Raw genomic sequence first — 17,813 nt, forward strand, 5'->3', positions numbered from 1 at the left:
GATGGTGGAGCCGACCTATCGCACGTGCGAGCTGCTGGCGCAGGTGGGCGTATTGGCCACTGGCACCGCGATCAGCTACGGCGGGGTGCAGAACATCCCCGAGCGCGGCGGTGCGGTGGTCGCCATCAATCACACCAGCTACATCGACTGGCTGCCGGCCGGGCTGGCCATGCGGCGGCGGCGCCGTCGGCTGCGATTCATGATCAAGGCCGAGATGGAACAAGTGAAGGTGGTCAGCTTCCTGATCAAGCGGACCGGCACCATTCCGGTGGACCGCAACGCCGGGTCGGGTGCCTATGCGGTGGCCGTGCAGCGGCTACGCGAGGGCGAGCTGGTCGGGGTCTATCCGGAAGCCACCATCAGCCGCAGCTTCGAGCTCAAGGAGTTCAAGACGGGCGCCGCCCGGATGGCCAGCGAAGCGGACGTCCCGATCGTGCCGATCATCGTCTGGGGTGCGCAGCGGATCTGGACCAAGGACCACCCCCGACGCCTCGGCCGGCACCAGGTGCCGATCACCGTGCAGGTCGGCCCGCCGTTGCATGCCACCGACGACATCGCGCAGACCGACGCGGCGCTGCGCGACTCGATGACCAAGCTGCTCTACGAGGCGCAGCAGCAGTATCCGCACCCGGCCGGACAATATTGGGTGCCACACCGGCTGGGCGGCGCGGCACCGACGTTGGAGGAGGCCGCGCAGATCGAGGCTGTAAGGCTACTGGCGCGGGCAGCGAACCGCCCCCCGCGCCAGTAGCCTTACAGCGAAGGAGAAGACATGGCAGAGCCGTTCTACCGGTTAGGGGAGTTGATCGTTCCCTCGCTCGTCGCGATGAATGGGACCAAGTTCACTTTCCACGGGCTTGAAAACATTCCGCAACGGGGCGGCGCACTGCTTGCCCAGAATCACACCAGCTACCTGGACTGGCTACCGTCCCTGTTCGCCGCGCGGGAGCGCAACCGGCGCATGTACTTCATGATTAAGGCCGAGATGGCCGACGTGAAGGCCGTCGACTATGTGATCAAGCACGCCCGGCTGATTCCGGTGGACCGCCGCAATGGGCAGGGCGCTTTCGCGTCAGCCGTGCAGCGGCTGCGCGCGGGCGAGCTGATCGGGACGCACCCCGAGGCCACCATCAGCCGCAGTTTCGAACTCAGGGAATTCAAGTCCGGCGCGGCACGGATGGCCTTGGAAGCACAGGTGCCCGTCATCCCGGTGATTGTCTGGGGCGCCCATCGCATTTGGCCGAAAGACCATCCAAAGAAGGTGTTCCGCAACAAGGTTCCGATCACCGTGTCCGTCGGCAGGCCGATCCCGCCGCAGGGTGGCGTCGAGCAACTCAACGCCGCGTTGCGCGAAGCCATGAACGGCTTGCTCTACCGGGTGCAGGAGGAGTACCCACACCCGGAGGGGGAGTTCTGGGTGCCGCGGCGGCTGGGCGGCAGCGCCCCGAACCGGGACGACTCCCAGGCGATCCGGCTGGTCGAGTTGCAAGAGCGGGCAAAGAAATACGGCACCGACGGGGTGACCCGGCCGGGAGACGCGCAAAGCGGCCGGCATTGACCAGCGCGGCCGGCCGGACAGGCGGATCGGCTTAGTGACAGCTCAATGACGGCGCCGACTCCAAGGCCGGCGCTGATTGCCTGCGACGTCGACGGCACCTTGTTCGGCGACGACGAAACCATCACCCCACGTACCCGCGACGCAGTGCGCGCCGCCGTCGCCGCCGGCGCCAAATTCGTTGTGGCAACTGGCCGCCCGCCTCGCTGGATACGCCCGATCGTGGACGAGCTGGGATTCGCACCGATGGCGGTGTGCGCCAACGGCGCCGTCATCTACGACCCCGCCAACGACCGGGTGGTCTCGACGCGCACATTGCCCGTCGACTCCCTGGCCGAATTGGCCGAGCTTGCGATGCGCGTCATCCCGGGTGCGGGCCTGGCAGTGGAGCGGATCGGGCGCAGCGCCCACGACACCGCGACCCCGCAGTTCGTAAGTTCGCCGGGCTATGAGCACGCGTGGCTGAACCCGGACAACACCGAGGTCTCGATCGAAGACCTGCTCAGCGCACCGGCGATCAAACTGTTGATCCGCCAGGCGGGCGCCCGCAGCGCCGATATGGCGGCTGAACTCGTCAAGCACGTCGGTGTCGAGGGCGACATCACCTACTCCACCAACAACGGGCTGGTGGAGATAGTGCCACTGGGAATCAGCAAGGCCACCGGCATCGAAGAGATCGCCAGGCCGCTGGAGATCGATAGCGGCCAGGTGGTGGCGTTCGGCGACATGCCCAATGACATTCCGATGCTGCGGTGGGCCGGTCACGGCGTGGCGATGGGCAATGCCCACCCCGAGGTGCGCGCCGTCGCCGACGAGGTCACCGCACCCAACAGCGACGACGGGGTGGGACGCGTGCTGGAACGTTGGTGGGGCTAGCCGACCGCGTTCGGTGCTGACCTCTGCCGCAGCCGTAGCAAATGTGGCAGACTGCCCGCGTGCCCGCCTTCTGTCATTACATGTTCGCTTGGTCGACGGGTGATGGCGCCGTTCGCGGCGAGAAGGATCGGTAGCGGTGTCCGACGAAGAGCCGCCGAAGGGCGGCGAGCCCGCGGACGACAAGTTCGAGCAGGTCAAGCAACCCGACGAAGGCGACACCGAGCAACCCGAACCCGAGGGCGACTACTCGTCCGGCGGCAGTATCGAGTTCCAGGATGCGGCGACTACCAAGCCGCGACCGCCGACGCCCGCCGAACTGCGGGCGCGGGACAAGTACGCCAAAAAGCAGAAGGAACTCGAAGAGGCACGCATCGAGGCCGAGGACAAGCAGCGCCACCAGCGCCGCGTGTTGATGGGTGCCGCGGCCGCTGTCGGCGTGGTCGGTCTGGTTGCCGGCCTTGGATATTGGATGCTCTCGACACCCGATGTCACCGCCCAGTGCGTTCAAGAGGATCCGAACGGTCAACCGATAATCGTGCCGGACAGCTACTGCACCGGACACACGGCGGGGCTCAACGGCTTCTACTATTTCGGTGGCCACCAATACCACTACTACTACGGCAGTTCGGGGTCAGTGGGTTCGCGGCCGATCGGCGGCTCGACCGTCGCGCCCAAGGGCGCCAACATCACCACCAAGTCGGGCACCAGCATTTCGCGCGGCGGCCTGGGTGGCTCGTCCCCCGGGAAGAGCAGCGGCTCGTGAAGCGGGTGCGCCGGCAGCCGCGTCCGAACTGGCAGGCGACCGTGGAATCGCAAGGACTGGTGTATGGGACACCCGCGCGCGATGCCAGGGGCCGGGACCGGCCGTATTGGGATGAATCGGTGCACTACGAATTCGAGATGGACGAGATCCTGGCGCTGGAAGCCGATGTCGAACTGCTGCATTCGATGTGCCTGAACGCCGTCGAGCAGGTGGTCCTGATGGAGCGCTACGCGGATTTCGGTCTGCCGGAATGGAGTTGGCAGGCCATCGGCGAATCATGGCGCCGCGCCGACCCGCATGTGTACGGGCGCTTTGACTTACGTTACGACGGGCGACGGCCGGCAGTGCTGCTCGAGTACAACGCCGATACACCCACGACGCTGCTGGAAGCCGCCATCCTGCAATGGTATTGGCTTAAGGACGTTTCCCCGGGCGATGACCAGTGGAACTCATTGCATGAGCAGCTAGTCGCCCGCTGGAAGCAGCTGCGGGATCTGCTGCCCAGCGACGAATTGCACTTGAGCTGGTCCGGCGTGGAAGCCACCGGCGAGGACCAGATCACCACGACCTATATGCAGGAAACCGCCGCGGAGGCCGGCTTTCAGACCGTTGGCCTCACGATTGAGGACCTCGGCTGGGACTCCGCCTTGGAGCGCTTCGTCGACTTGGAAGAGTCGCAGATTCACGCGGTCTTCAAGCTCTACCCGTGGGAGTGGGTGCTCGACGACGAGTTCGGCAAGCACGTGGTGTCCAGCCTGCCGCAGACGGCGTGGATCGAACCGCTGTGGAAGACGTTGTTGTCCAACAAGGCAATTCTGGGTGTGCTGTGGGAGATGTACCCGGGACACCCAAATCTGTTGCCCGCCTATATCGATGATCCGCACGAGTTGACCGAGTACGTGCGTAAGCCCAAGCTGGGTCGCGAGGGCTCGAACATCAGCGTCGTCGGCGCCGGGATGGAAACCGCCACCGGCGGCGTCTATGGCGAAGAGGGATACGTCTATCAGTTGCTGGACCCGCTGCCGGAATTCGACGACATGCGTCCCGCGTTGGGTGCGTGGATCGTCGGCGATTCGGCGGCCGGGCTTGGTATCCGCGAGACCGCGGGTCTGATCACCGATGACGGTGCAGCCTTTGTCCCACATCGGATCCCCCAGAAGTGAACTTCTGAGCAAGTGAACGGAGTTGATCGATGACAACAACCATCGTGGCGCTGAATTCGGGCTATTGGGATGCCGGCTATTGGACGGTGCTGGGCCGTGGCGCGGGCGCCATTGTCTTGTACGCGGTCATCGGCCTGGTGCTGATGCTGGTCGGGTTCTATGCCATCGACCTGACCACACCGGGGCCGCTGCGCAAGATGGTCAACGTGGGGAAGCCGAACGCGATCATCGTGTCCGCCGCCGGCATGGTGAGCATGGCGTTGATCGTGGTGCTGGCGATCTACTCGTCGTCCGGCAAGCTGATCGAAGGGCTGGTCGGGTCGGCGGTCTTCGGACTGGTCGGAATCATCGCCCAGGTGATCATGATGCGGATCGCGACCATGGTGATCGGTATCGACATGGACACATTGTTCAACGCCGACGAATTCAGCTATGAGGCATTGATGGTGGCCGCCGCACAGGTCGCGCTCGGCATCGTGGTGGCGGTCGCGATTCTCTAGCGATCCCGCAGGCTTTTCGGGGGGATGGTGGACGCACGCAGCGTCTCTGTGTCGACGGTGCCCGGCCGGTACGGCAGCGTCGGTAATCGCGCCGACATCAGCGCGACGGGATCGTCGTGGGTTTCGGTCAGCCCGGAAAGAAACGCCCATTCGTGCTCGTCGCTGCCGAAATATAGGACGGTGCCGAAGGTTTCACGGAATCGCTGCCAGGAGGTATGTAGGGACTCGTTGCGCCACAGCGTCGGGCAACCGGCCTGAGCTACAACTACATGACTGACGTCGCGGCAGCGCTGCAGAAACTCGGTGTCGTAGAGCCGGTTGTGCTGGGCGGGCTCGGTTCGCTCGTCGGGCAGATCGATGACCGCGATGTCGTATGGCGTGGTGGACCGTTCGACGAATTCCCAGCCGTCGCAGTAGTGCACCGCGACAGGCCCGAATCCTGTTTCCGCTCTGTGCAGTTCGTCCACGGTGTAGCCGTAGGGGAGATGCTGCGCGCACAGCCGAACCGCTTCGCGGTCGATGTCGACGTGGTCGACGTGTGTGGCGCCCGCCGATACCGCCAGCTGGCTGACCACGCCCTCGCCCGACCCGATGACGAGCACGCGATCGATGTCGCCGGCCAGCAGCAGCGCGGGCACCAGCAACGCCTCGTGATAGACGAGCTGGCTGAATTCGGTGCTCTGCCGTTCGCCGTCGCTGAACAACGCGACGCCTTGGTGGGTGTGGCCGATCACCAGGTTCTGGAATTCGGTGTCCACGTCGCAGATGACCTTGGAGATATGCCAGCTTCGGGTCAGCCCCGGCGCCAGCGGCTCGACGATCTCCCGACTCTTGTCGGGTGAACCTACGAAATACGTTGGCAGTGAAGGAAATCCATTGAACTCCACCGACGCGTAGCTCGCGGTGTAGGCGCCGGCGTCGTCGATCTCGACCCGATCGCCGGGGCGCAGCGTTACCGGAAGCGGATAGTTTCGGTACAGCACGTCGTCGCCGTCACAGGTCGGCCCGGCGACCACTGCGTCATCGACCCGATCGCCGTCGCGGTCGGTTCGCAGCCGGTACCGGATGTACTCGTTCTCCGTCTCGGCCAGACCACCGTAGCGGCCGATGTCGAGGTACACCCAGCGCCGGTCGTCGGTGCCGGTACGCACCGACACCACCTCGCAGCTGATCGTGCCCGCCGAACCCGCGATAACCCGCCCGGGTTCGACAGCCAGCTGCGGTGGGTCCGCGCCGAAATGCCGGGCCAGCGCCGAGGTGATGACGTCGGCGATGACGTCGAGATCGGGTGCACCGACCGCGTATGCCAGCGGGTAGCCACCGCCGATATTGATCGTGCTGAGTTCTGCTATCGCATCAAAAATTGGTGCGGCACAGCGAATTCCCAACGCCCATGCCTCGGGGTCGAGCTGCTGCGAGCCGACGTGAAAGGACACGCCTTGCGGTTGCAGCCCGAGCAGCCGGGCGCGGTCCAGCAGCCCCGTCGCCGCTTCCGGCGTGCAGCCGAACTTGTGCCCGAATGGCGTCACCGAAGACGGAAAGTCCGGTGCTATACGGCATTCCACCGCCGCGCCGGGGGCGTGCTCGGCGATGGCCGCCATACCCTGCTCGCTGTCGAACGTGAACCGACGGACCCCGCGCGCATACGCCCGGGCAACGTCGGCGGCTTTCTTGACGGTGTTCCCGAACGTCAGCAAGCCGCCGTCGATGCCGGCGTCGTCGCACGTGTCGATCTCGCCGACCGATGCGACGTCGAATGCGGACCCCTGTGCCGCGAGCAGACGCAGGATCTGTTCGGCCGGGTTCGCTTTGACCGCGTAGCGGATCTGCGCGTCGGGCAGTGCGGTGCGCAGCGCCCGGAAGTTCTTGCGCACCTGACCAAGATCGATGCTCAGATACGGTGACTCGGGCACAGGTCGCAGACTAGTACGCGCGGCGGCGTCGTGCCCCGGGGCCGTCGGTCAGGCGTCCGGGTGCGTCGGTAGCGAGAAGTGTTCCGGCGGGACGCTCGGAGCGCTGGGGTTTTGTGACGAGAGCGGTGTGGTGATCCCGTCGAGCACCTCGTTGACGTCCCCGGTCAGCCGGTTGTAATTCAGCGTTCCATGCGCGAAGTTCTGCGTGATCTGCAGCGGCTCTTGGATTTCGGCGCTGGTCGGCAAGCCAAGCGGTCCGCGTTCGTAGCTCTGCGAGGCCCAGGCGTCATAGATCGCGCCGGTGACGGGCTGTGCTCCGGTCACCGGTGACCAGTACATGGCGCCCTTGGCGAAGGTGGAGTAGCGCCCGTCCCCATCGGCGTTGTCTTCCGGCGAGGTCGGAGCGCCCAGCACGCTGTTCATGCCGCCCATCTCCTGCCAGTGCTGGTAGATGGCCCCGCCCTGCAGCGCCTTGATCAACTCCTCGGGCGGGTCGTTGAGATGGGATGCGATATCCCGGATTTCGTCCATCAGCGCGTAGGCGGCGTTGCCGGGGCAATCGGTGTTACCGACGTCGCGATGGGTGAAAATCGTCGGCAGCGTCGCGAAGGCGCCGGCCGGAAACGTGGTGTAGTGACTACCCGCGGACTCCAAGGTGACCGTGCCCTTGGGGTCGACGCCGTCCATTCCAAGGCGCCAGCCCAGCAACCGCCCGACGGCACGAAGCTGAAGAGGAGTCGGCGGCACGTCGTCGAAGTTGCCGATCATCGCGACACCCCAGGTGTTGCGGTTGAAGCCACCGGTGTGGAAACCCTCGACCGCCTTGGTGAGACCGCCGGCGCTGCCCTCGAACACCTGACCGTACTTGTCGACCAGCGCGTTGTAGGCGATGTCGCACCAGCCCAATGTCTTGCTGTGGTAGGTGTAAATGGCCTTGACGATCCCCGCCGATTCAAGCGGCGAGTAGTCGTTGCTGCCCGCGGTGTGATGGATGACGGCGGCGCGAATCCCGTTGTCGTATTGCGGGCTACCGCATCGCAGCGACTCGTCGGCACCCCACTCCGCGCGGCTGATGATAGGGGGCGCCTGGCCGGGCATCAGTACCCCGGCCGGCGGCGTCCACTGCGTCTTGGCGGGCGCTTGCGGCGGCGAGATCAGGATCGCGGAGATGTTCTGCCCGAAGGGCTGTTCCTTGGAGGCCGGCCGGTATCCGAGATCGTTATCCGATGGTGGCAGTGCGGGCGGCCGGGTCAGCGCGGCGTCGAGCGGCCGGGTGACCGCGATCTGCACGGTGGTCGTGGTCCCCACGAAGAGCGGATCGGTGCTGCGGGGACCTTCGGTGGGGCCGGATCCGCTATCCGACGGCTTGGTGTCGGGAGCCGCGGTCTCGTACTCGGTCTGATACCAGGGGCCCCACGAACCATCGGGGTGCTTCGCACGCACCCGGGTCGAGGTGCCGGCCAGGTCGCCGGTGAGTGCCACCAGAGAAAACGGCGTCCCCTGGGTGAGCTCGCGAACCGTGACGCCGCCGCCCAGGCCGATCAGCGGCTGCTCGGCGAGTTGGGTTTCGCGTGGGGATGGCGCGGAGACGGTGGCGCCGCGATCGCGAGTTAAGTCCGCCACCGCCGAAACGATGACAACCGTGGCCGCGACGGCAGTAAGCAACATCGTTGGCGCACGGCTGCGGGACGACACCAGCTGATGTTACGTGTGATTCTGATGTTATCTATGAGGCGACACGAGTTTCCTGGTGTCTAAAACCGCTGCAGAAACTGTTCGACGGCATCGCAGAGGGTGTGCCTCTGCGATGCCGTCAGGTAACAGGACCCCCGAAGCTTTAGACGGGAGGCAGCGCCGGCGGGAGCGCTGCGGCCGCACCCGGCAGAGCACCAGCCGCACCGGGCAGAGCGCCAGCGGCACCTGCGCCGCCGCGAGCCTGCATGATGGCCGGCATCAGCACGCCCTTGAGTAGGTCGATGGCCTGACCGGCGCCCAGCTGGTTGGCGGCCTGCATCACGTCGTTGACGAGACCGCCGCTTGCGCCGCTGCCGCCGGTGCCGGCACCGCCGAGACCCGACGCGCCACCCAGGGTCGACGGGTCACCCAGGATCGGGTAGGTGCCGTCGGCACCCGGGTCCATCGGTGCGCTGATCGGCACCTCACCGGGAGCACCCAGACCGCCGGGGGTGAGCCCGGCCGGGCTGGTCAGCCCCGGGTTGGCAAGCGCCGGGTTCAACCCTGCACCCGGCGTGGTCGGCATACCGGGCGTGGTCGGCACACCGGGCGTCAGCGCACCGGGCGCGGCACCAGGAGTCAGGCCCGGGTTGGTGAGACCGGGAGTCAGGCCCGGACTCGTCAAGCCTGGACTCGTCAAGCCGGGGTTCGTCAGGCCAGGAGTGCCCAAGCCGGGAGTTCCCAGACCGGGGCTGGTCAGACCGGGGCTGGTCAGGCCCGAAGTCAGGCCCGTGGTGCCGGTACCGGCACCGCCCAGAGCGGGCACCGGGGGCAGATTGATCCCGAACGAGGACAGGCCTTGCGTCAGCGCGCCCACGAGCTCGCCGGGCAGGTCGGTCATGACCGCTGCCTGCTTGAACTCGTGGTGCTCCGGCGGCTTGCTGCCAGAAGTCGATTCGTAAACAAGGAAGTAGGCGCAAGGACTCGCCACTGCCAGGGCGGCGACGGCGCTCATGGCTGTCGAGAGCTTGCGACGGCGTCGGTTCGGCACGGAAGTCTCCTCAATCTATCGGTTGTGTCGGCGTGTCCTGCCGGACTTATCCGGTGGGAACCGCACACAGTCGATGGTACGAGTGAGGAAGGTGTTACTAGAGTGGTGATATTGAATCGTGAGGTTATTGCGACCCTGCGCGTTACGTGTGATTCGGGTCATTGCAAACCAGTCTTCACGTGCCCGAACACCGGCGCATCAGCCTCGTCAGATGAGGGTGCGCCTCCGGTGTCAGATAGCCTAAGCAACCGATGACCGCTCGTTTTGACCTCCTCGTTGTCGGTTCCGGATTCTTCGGCCTCACCATCGCCGAGCGCGTGGCCAGCCAACTCGGGAAGCGTGTGCTTGTCGTCGAAAGACGCCCGCACCTCGGTGGCAACGCCTATTCCGAGCCCGAGCCGCAGACCGGGATCGAGGTGCACAAGTACGGCGCCCACCTGTTCCACACCTCGAACAAGAGGGTGTGGGATTACGTGCGCCAGTTCACCGAATTCACCAACTACCAGCACCGTGTGTTCGCGATGCACAACGGACAGGCCTACCAGTTCCCGATGGGCCTGGGCCTGGTGTCGCAGTTCTTCGGTAAGTACTTCACCCCCGAGCAGGCCCGGCAGCTGATCGCCGAGCAGGCCGCCGAGATCGACACCGGCGACGCGCAGAACCTCGAGGAAAAAGCCATCTCGCTGATCGGCCGGCCGCTCTACGAGGCTTTCGTGAAGGGCTACACGGCCAAGCAGTGGCAGACCGACCCGAGGGAACTGCCCGCGGCGAACATCACCCGGCTGCCGGTGCGCTACACCTTCGACAACCGCTACTTCAACGACACCTACGAGGGACTGCCGGTCGACGGATACACAGCGTGGCTGCAGAACATGGCCGCCGACGACCGCATCGAGGTCCGCACCGACACCGACTGGTTCGAAGTCCGCGACCAACTGCGGGCCGACAGCCCCGATGCTCCCGTCGTCTACACCGGCCCGCTGGACCGCTACTTCGACTATGCCGAGGGCCGGCTTGGCTGGCGCACCCTGGACTTCGAGCTCGAGGTCTTACCTGTGGGCGATTTCCAGGGCACGCCGGTGATGAACTACAACGATCCCGACGTTCCCTACACCCGCATCCACGAATTCCGTCACTTCCATGTCGAGCGCGACTACCCGACCGACAAGACGGTGATCATGCGGGAGTACTCCCGGTTCGCCGCGGACGACGATGAGCCCTACTATCCGATTAATACCGAAGCCGACCGCGCCCTGTTGGCCGCCTATCGAGCGAGGGCGAAGTCCGAGACCGCCGCTTCGAAGGTGCTTTTCGGGGGGCGGTTGGGCACCTATCAGTATCTGGATATGCATATGGCGATTGCCAGCGCACTGAACATGTACGACAACACCCTGGCGCCACACCTGCGCGACGGCGCCGCTTTAGCCGAAGAAGAGGAAGGCGCGCGCGGATGAGTGCCGTGAGCTTGCTGTCCCGAATCATCTTGCCGCGTCCGGGTGAACCGCTCGACGTGCGCAAGCTCTACCTCGAGGAGTCGACCACTAACTCCCGGCGTGCGCATGCGACCGGCCGTACCTCGCTGGAGATCGGCAAGGAGTCCGAGGTCTCGTTCGCCACCTACTTCAATGCCTTCCCGGCGAGCTATTGGCGCCGCTGGTCGATCTGCAAATCGGTGGTGCTGCGCGTCGAGCTGACCGGAACCGGACGCGTCGACCTGTACCGGACCAAGGCCACCGGGGTGCGGATCTCGGTGGAGGGCCGCGCGTTCGTCGGCACCGAGGATCAGCCGGCCGTCGTCGAGATCGAGGTGCCACTCAAGTCGTTCGAGGACGGCGGCTGGATCTGGTTCGACATCACCACCGACACCGCGGTCAACTTGGTGAGCGGAGGCTGGTACGCGACCGAACCCGCTCCGGGCACGGCCAACATCGCCGTCGGTATCCCGACGTTCAACCGGCCCGCGGACTGTGTGAACGCGCTGGCCGACCTCACCGCAGACCCCTTGGTGGACAAGGTAATTGGTGCGGTGATCGTTCCGGACCAGGGAACTCGCAAGGTGCGCGAGCACCCGGACTTTCCGGCGGCGGCGGCGGGCCTGGGTAGTCGGCTCTCCATCCACAATCAGCCCAACCTTGGCGGGTCCGGTGGCTACAGCCGGGTGATGTACGAGGCGCTGAAAAACACTGACTGCCAACAGATTTTGTTCATGGACGACGACATTCGCATCGAGCCGGACACGATCCTGCGGGTGTTGGCGATGAACCGCTTCGCCAAGACGCCGATGCTGATCGGCGGTCAGATGCTCAATCTGCAGGAGCCGTCGCACCTGCACATCATGGGCGAGGTCGTCAACGAATCGAACTTCATGTGGACCGCCGCGCCGCACACCGAATACGACCACGACTTCGCCGAATTCCCGTTGAGCGACAAGAGCGATCGCAGCGCGCTGCTGCACCGGCGCATCGACGTCGACTTCAACGGCTGGTGGACATGCATGATCCCGCGCCAAGTCGCCGAGGAGCTCGGCCAGCCGCTGCCGCTGTTCATCAAGTGGGACGACGCCGAATACGGCCTGCGCGCCGGCGAGCACGGCTACCCGACCGTCACGCTGCCCGGCGCCGCGATCTGGCACATGGCCTGGAGCGACAAGGACGACGCCATCGACTGGCAGGCCTACTTCCACCTGCGCAATCGGCTGGTGGTCGCGGCCATGCACTGGGACGGCGACATCACCGGCCTGGTCCGTAGCCACCTCAAGGCGACACTGAAACACCTTGCCTGCCTTGAATATTCAACGGTTGTGATCCAGAACAGGGCCATCGACGACTTCCTCGCCGGCCCGGAGCACATCTTCTCGATTCTGGAATCGGGGCTGCCGGAAGTGCATCGGCTGCGCAAGGAGTACCCGGACGCCGTCGTGCTGCCGGCGGCGACCGAGCTGCCCGCACCGCTGAATCAGAGCAAGGCGATGAAGCCGCCGGTGAACCCGGTGTCCATCGCTTACCGGCTGGCCCGCGGGATATTGCACAACCTCACCGCCGCCGACCCGGAAAGCCACCGCCGCCCGGAGTTCAACGTGCCGACCCAGGACGCGCGCTGGTTCCGGCTATGCACCGTCGACGGTGTCACCGTCACCACCGCCGATGGCTGCGGCGTGGTCTACCGGCAGCGTGATCGGCGCAAGATGTTCACGCTGCTACTGAAGTCGCTGCGCCGCCAGCGTCAGCTGTTGAGCCGATTCGACGAGATGCGCCGGGTGTACCAGGAAGCGTTGCCGGTGCTGTCCAGCAAGCAGAAGTGGGAGACGGTGCTACTGCCCCAGACGAGCCAGCCGACCGGACAAAAGTCGAAACATGGATGAAGCGGCGCCGCGCGGCGAAGTCGCCGCGATGGTGGCCGTGCAGGCGGCGCTGGCAGACCGGCCCGGCGTGTTGGCCACCGCCCGTGGCATGTCCCACTTCGGTGAGCACAGCGTCGGTTGGCTGATCGTGCAGTTGCTCGGTGCGTCGTTGATCCGGCGCCGACGCCGGGAGTGGCTGGTAGCCGCCGGCGGCACGTTTTCCGCGCACGCGGCCGCCGTGCTGATCAAACGGGTGGTGCGCCGTAAACGCCCACATCATCCGGCCGTCGCGGTCAATGTCGGCACCCCCAGCCAACTGAGCTTCCCGTCGGCGCATGCCACCTCCACCACGGCCGCGGCCGTTTTGATGGGCCGGGCCACCGATCTGCCGTTGCCCGTGCTGCTGGTTCCGCCGATGGCGCTGTCACGGATACTGCTGGGCGTGCACTATCCCAGCGACGTTGCTTTCGGCGTGGCGCTCGGCGCCGCGGTCGCCCGCCTTGCACTCTGGCTCGATAGAAAGTCGAGATAGGTGTGGCCGAAATGAGTGAAGACGTGGCGACCGGACAACCCCCGGCGAATTTGATCATCGGGGTGATCAAGGCGATGCGCCCGCGGCAATGGGTGAAGAACGTGTTGGTGGCGGCCGCGCCGGTCGCCGCAGCCGGCCGTGGAGTCCGCTACGACTACGCCGAAGTGGCGACCAAGGTGGGCGTGGCGTTTGTCGTGTTCTGCCTGGCGGCCTCGGCGATCTACCTGATCAATGACGTCCGCGACGTCCAGGCCGACCGGGAACACCCCACCAAGCGATTCCGGCCGATCGCGGCCGGCGTGGTTCCCGAATGGCTGGCCTACACCCTGGCCGTGGTCCTGGGCACCGCGTCGCTGGGCATCGCCTGGTGGCTGACGCCGAACCTGGCCGTGGTGATGGCCATCTATATCGGCATGCAGCTGGCGTACTGCTTCGGCCTCAAACACCAAGCGGTGCTGGACATCTGCATCGTCTCCTCGGCCTATCTGATCCGGGCCATCGCCGGCGGCGCGGCCGCCGACATCCCACTGTCCCAGTGGTTCCTACTGATCATGGCGTTCGGGTCGCTGTTCATGGCGGCCGGCAAGCGCTACGCCGAACTGCAGTTGGCCGAGCGGACCGGAGCCGCGATCCGCAAGTCGCTGGAGAGCTACACCAGTACCTATCTGCGGTTCGTCTGGACGATGTCGGCCACGGCCTTTGTGATGTGTTACGGGTTGTGGGCGTTCGAGCGGGACCGGGGTTCGGGCTCTTGGTACGCGGTGTCGATGGTCCCGCTGACCATCGCGGTCCTGCGCTACGCGGTCGACGTCGACGGCGGGCTGGCCGGTGAGCCCGAAGAAATCGCGCTGCGTGACCGGGTGTTGCAGCTGCTGTTCCTAGCGTGGATCGCAACAGTTGGTGCCGCGGTTGCCTTCGGCTAGCCCCGGTCTGGAGGCCATCAAGCGCGAGTTGATGCGCCACCGGCCCAGGGTCAGGCGGGGTGGCCGACAGCCCTTCCCGTACGACACCGTGACCCGGGTCAGCCTGTGGATCAGTGTCGCGATTGTCGCGGTGCTCTTCGGGTGGGGAGCCTGGCAGCGACGCTGGATCGCCGACGACGGACTGATCGTGTTGCGCACCGTGCGCAACCTGTTGGCCGGCAACGGGCCGGTTTTCAACCAGGGCGAGCGGGTCGAGGCGAATACCTCGACGGCGTGGACCTACCTGATGTACGTCGGAAGCTGGGTCGGTGGACCGGTGCGCATGGAGTACGTGGCACTGACGCTGGCGCTGATCCTTTCCGTGCTGGGTGTGGCGCTGCTGATGCTGGGCGCCGGCCGCCTATACGCCCCCAGCTTGCGGGGGCGACGGGCGATCATGCTGCCCGCCGGGGTGCTGGTCTACATTGCGCTGCCACCGGCGCGTGACTTCGCCACCTCCGGCCTCGAGAGTGGGCTGGCCCTGGCCTACCTGGGGTTGCTGTGGTGGATGATGGTCCGCTGGTCGCAGGCGCTGCGAAACCGTCCGGACAACGAGGTGTTCACCGGCCTGCTGGCGTTCGTCGCGGGGTTCAGTGTTCTGGTGCGACCGGAGCTGGCGTTGATGGGCGGGCTGGCGCTGATCATGATGCTGATCGCGGCCCGGACCTGGCGCCGTCGGACGCTGATCGTGGTGGCCGGCGGGCTCCTGCCGGTGGCCTACCAGATCTTCCGGATGGGCTACTACGGGCTGCTGGTTCCCGGGACGGCTCTGGCCAAGGATGCCGCTGGTGACAAGTGGTCTCAGGGCATGACCTATCTGTCGAACTTCGTCTCGCCCTACGCCGTCTGGCTGCCGGTGCTGCTGCTGGTGCCGCTGGGGCTGCTGCTGTCGGGTGCGCGGCGCCGCCCGTCGTTCTTACGCCCGATGCTCGCGCCCAATTACGGCCGGCTGGCTCATGCGGTGCAGAGCCCACCCGCGGTGGTGGCATTCGTCCTCGTGAGCGGGCTGCTGCAGGCGCTGTACTGGACCCGTCAGGGCGGCGATTTCATGCATGCGCGGGTGCTGTTGGCGCCGCTATTTTGTTTGCTGGCCCCCGTCGCCGTCATCCCCGTGCTGATCCCCGACGGGCAGGACTACTCACGCGAGACGGGTTACTGGTTGGCCGGTGCCGCCAGCGCGCTCTGGCTCGGCATCGCGGGCTGGTCGCTGTGGGCAGCAAACTCACCGGGGATGGGCTACGACGCCACCCACGTCACCTACAGCGGCATCGTCGACGAGCGCCGCTTCTATGCGCAGGCGACCGGGCACGCGCACCCGCTGACCGCCGCCGATTACCTGGACTACCCGAGGATGGCGGCCGTGCTGGCCGCGCTGGACAACACTCCGGACGGGGCGTTGTTGCTGCCGTCGGGCAACTACATCCAGTGGGACATCGTGCCGCAACTGCAGCAGCCACCGCCGGCGCCCGGCAGCCCTGCCGATAGCAGGCCGCCGCAAAAGCCGCAGCATGCAGTGTTTTTCACGAACTTGGGCATGCTGGGCATGAACGTCGGGCTCGACGTCCGAGTGATCGACCAAATCGGTTTGGCGAACCCGCTCGCCCAGCACACGCAGCGCCTCACGCACGGCAGGATCGGGCACGACAAAAACCTCTTCCCGGACTGGGTGATCGCCGACGGCCCGTGGGTGAAGGTATATCCGGGGATTCCGGGCTACCTGGACGCGAATTGGGTCGCCCAGGCCGTGGCGGCGCTGCAATGCCCCGAGACGAAGGCGATGCTGGCGTCGGTGCGCGCCCCGATGTCGCTGCACCGGTTCTTCTCAAACTTCTTGCACTCCTTTGAATTCACCGCCTACCGGATCGATAGGGTCCCGCTCTACGAGCTCGCCCGGTGCGGTCTTCCGGTCCCCGAGCCGAGTCCCCCGCCCCCGCGCGAGTGAATATTGCGGGGAGAAATCTCACAGATCTCGAACGCGGCACAATTTTTGCTTCCTGATGCTGACAGCAAATTCACATTTGCACGTTCACCTGTATGCGTTCACCGTCCGGCACATGCGGAAATGGCGCTCCAAGCTTTGGTGCCCGGCCTGAAAACCCCAAGAAATCACGGCCGGACGAGGGTTTGCGGAACCGTCTCAATGAGAGCCCGCGCGGGTTGGTGTGGTTCACTACAAGAGCACTGCTGCGCGGAGATCGCATGCAGTTCGACCCCAATCAACGACGCGTCCTGATGTTGGGTGCGCCGAGAAGATGAGGAAGCAAGGATGACGTTTGTTGACAGGTTTCGCGGCGCCGTGGCACGCATGCCACGCCGGCTCGCGGTGGGAGCTGTGGGCGCGGCCCTGCTTTCGGGTCTGATTGGCGTCGTGGGGGGACCGGCGACCGCAGCGGCGTTCTCTCGCCCGGGTCTGCCGGTGGAGTACCTGCAGGTTCCCTCGGCCGCAATGGGCCGCGACATCAAGGTCCAGTTCCAGAGCGGTGGCGCGAACTCGCCCGGACTGTACCTGCTCGACGGCATGCGCGCTCAGGACGACTTCAACGGTTGGGACATCAACACCCCCGCCTTCGAGTGGTACAACCAATCGGGCATCTCGGTCGTGATGCCCGTCGGTGGCCAGTCCAGCTTCTACTCCGACTGGTACAAGCCCGCCTGCGGTAAGGCCGGTTGCACCACCTACAAGTGGGAGACCTTCCTGACCAGCGAGTTGCCGCAGTACCTGTCGGCTGAGAAGCAGGTCAAGCCGACCGGCGGCGCGGCCGTCGGTCTGTCGATGGCCGGGTCGTCGGCGCTGATCCTGGCTGCCTACCACCCCGACGTGTTCCCATACGCCGGCTCGCTTTCGGCGCTGCTGGACCCGTCGCAGGGGATGGGCCCGTCGCTGATCGGCCTCGCCATGGGTGACGCCGGCGGCTACAAGAAGGACGACATGTGGGGCCCGACCGACGGTGGGGCGTGGCAGCGTAACGACCCGTCGTTGCAGGTCGGCAAGCTGGTCGCGAACAACACCCGGATCTGGGTGTACTGCGGTAACGGCAAGCCGTCCGACCTCGGTGGCGACAACCTGCCCGCCAAGTTCCTGGAAGGCTTCGTGCGGACCAGCAACCTGAAGTTCCAGGACGCCTACAACGCGGCCGGTGGTCACAACGCGGTGTGGAACTTCGACGCCAACGGAACCCACGACTGGCCCTACTGGGGCTCGCAGCTGCACGCGATGCTGCCTGACCTGCAGTCGGCGCTGGGCGCTACCCCGGGCGCCGGCCCGGCCACCGCTTCCAACGCAGGTTCCACTCAGGGCACCTAGTCCGGCAGCGAAAAACCAAAGCAAAACAGCTAACGGCGGCGATCCTCACGGGTCGCCGCCGTTAGCTATCCGCGTGGCCGTCGTCGGGTGTGGTCCATTTCACTACCCTGCGGGTCGGCTTCACTTCAGCCCTGGTTACTGTGCAAACACAGCGACGACATGATGGAGGGTCACATGGGT

15 protein-coding genes are annotated in these 17,813 nt (G+C 65.7%); 12 read left to right on the top strand and 3 right to left on the bottom strand.

Annotated features, from left to right (window positions below; genetic code table 11):
* Position 1 precedes the first annotated feature (1 nt).
* From H7K34_RS25255 to H7K34_RS25280, 6 genes are all read left to right on the top strand, one after another.
* Positions 2–751, top strand: a complete 750-nt coding sequence (locus H7K34_RS25255; protein WP_264064703.1) for a lysophospholipid acyltransferase family protein — start codon at positions 2–4, stop codon at positions 749–751.
* A gap of 21 nt (positions 752–772) precedes the next feature.
* Positions 773–1,558, top strand: coding sequence for a lysophospholipid acyltransferase family protein (locus tag H7K34_RS25260; RefSeq protein ID WP_264064704.1), 786 nt, complete (start codon positions 773–775; stop codon positions 1,556–1,558).
* A gap of 45 nt (positions 1,559–1,603) precedes the next feature.
* The gene (locus H7K34_RS25265) at positions 1,604–2,431 is read left to right on the top strand and encodes an HAD family hydrolase (protein ID WP_264064705.1); all 828 of its coding nucleotides are present in this window, start codon (positions 1,604–1,606) and stop codon (positions 2,429–2,431) included.
* A 136-nt stretch (positions 2,432–2,567) separates the two neighbouring features.
* Positions 2,568–3,194 (top strand): hypothetical protein, encoded by a 627-nt coding sequence (locus tag H7K34_RS25270; RefSeq protein WP_264064706.1) that lies wholly within the window; start codon positions 2,568–2,570, stop codon positions 3,192–3,194.
* Positions 3,191–4,357, top strand: coding sequence for a glutathionylspermidine synthase family protein (locus tag H7K34_RS25275; protein WP_264064707.1), 1,167 nt, complete (start codon positions 3,191–3,193; stop codon positions 4,355–4,357). The genes H7K34_RS25270 and H7K34_RS25275 overlap by 4 nt, the downstream gene beginning before the upstream one ends.
* A 29-nt stretch (positions 4,358–4,386) precedes the next feature.
* Positions 4,387–4,857 carry a DUF350 domain-containing protein gene (locus tag H7K34_RS25280; protein ID WP_264064708.1) on the top strand — a complete coding sequence of 157 codons (471 nt, stop codon included), beginning with the start codon at positions 4,387–4,389 and terminating at the stop codon, positions 4,855–4,857.
* On the opposite strand, the gene H7K34_RS26695 is transcribed toward H7K34_RS25280, so the two are convergent.
* The 3 genes from H7K34_RS26695 to H7K34_RS25300 form a co-directional block, all read right to left on the bottom strand.
* The gene (locus H7K34_RS26695; protein ID WP_308205458.1) at positions 4,854–6,770 is read right to left on the bottom strand and encodes a spermine/spermidine synthase domain-containing protein; all 1,917 of its coding nucleotides are present in this window, start codon (positions 6,768–6,770) and stop codon (positions 4,854–4,856) included. The genes H7K34_RS25280 and H7K34_RS26695 overlap by 4 nt on opposite strands.
* Before the next feature lie 48 nt (positions 6,771–6,818).
* Positions 6,819–8,465: an LGFP repeat-containing protein gene (locus H7K34_RS25295; RefSeq protein ID WP_264064710.1), complete on the bottom strand. Its 1,647-nt coding sequence runs from the start codon at positions 8,463–8,465 to the stop codon at positions 6,819–6,821.
* A 142-nt stretch (positions 8,466–8,607) separates the two neighbouring features.
* A complete protein-coding gene (locus H7K34_RS25300; RefSeq protein ID WP_264064711.1) occupies positions 8,608–9,495 on the bottom strand; it encodes a PirG in 888 nt (295 codons plus the stop codon).
* 251 nt (positions 9,496–9,746) lie between these two features.
* Between H7K34_RS25300 and glf the strand changes: the two genes are divergently transcribed.
* The 6 genes from glf (at position 9,747) to H7K34_RS25330 (ending at position 17,633) form a co-directional block, all read left to right on the top strand.
* Positions 9,747–10,949: a UDP-galactopyranose mutase gene (glf, locus tag H7K34_RS25305; protein WP_264064712.1), complete on the top strand. Its 1,203-nt coding sequence runs from the start codon at positions 9,747–9,749 to the stop codon at positions 10,947–10,949.
* Positions 10,946–12,856, top strand: a complete 1,911-nt coding sequence (locus H7K34_RS25310; RefSeq protein WP_264064713.1) for a glycosyltransferase — start codon at positions 10,946–10,948, stop codon at positions 12,854–12,856. Before glf ends, H7K34_RS25310 begins: the two co-directional genes overlap by 4 nt.
* Positions 12,849–13,367, top strand: a complete 519-nt coding sequence (locus H7K34_RS25315; RefSeq protein WP_264064715.1) for a phosphatase PAP2 family protein — start codon at positions 12,849–12,851, stop codon at positions 13,365–13,367. Before H7K34_RS25310 ends, H7K34_RS25315 begins: the two co-directional genes overlap by 8 nt.
* Positions 13,368–13,378: 11 nt before the next feature.
* Positions 13,379–14,290: a decaprenyl-phosphate phosphoribosyltransferase gene (locus tag H7K34_RS25320; protein ID WP_108926518.1), complete on the top strand. Its 912-nt coding sequence runs from the start codon at positions 13,379–13,381 to the stop codon at positions 14,288–14,290.
* Positions 14,277–16,271, top strand: a complete 1,995-nt coding sequence (gene aftB, locus H7K34_RS25325; protein WP_272896309.1) for a terminal beta-(1->2)-arabinofuranosyltransferase — start codon at positions 14,277–14,279, stop codon at positions 16,269–16,271. The genes H7K34_RS25320 and aftB overlap by 14 nt, the downstream gene beginning before the upstream one ends.
* 324 nt (positions 16,272–16,595) lie before the next feature.
* Positions 16,596–17,633, top strand: coding sequence for an esterase family protein (locus H7K34_RS25330; protein ID WP_264064717.1), 1,038 nt, complete (start codon positions 16,596–16,598; stop codon positions 17,631–17,633).
* Positions 17,634–17,813: the final 180 nt, after the last annotated feature.

This window comes from Mycobacterium montefiorense, from assembly GCF_025823255.1.
Classification (GTDB): Bacteria; Actinomycetota; Actinomycetes; order Mycobacteriales; family Mycobacteriaceae; genus Mycobacterium; species Mycobacterium montefiorense.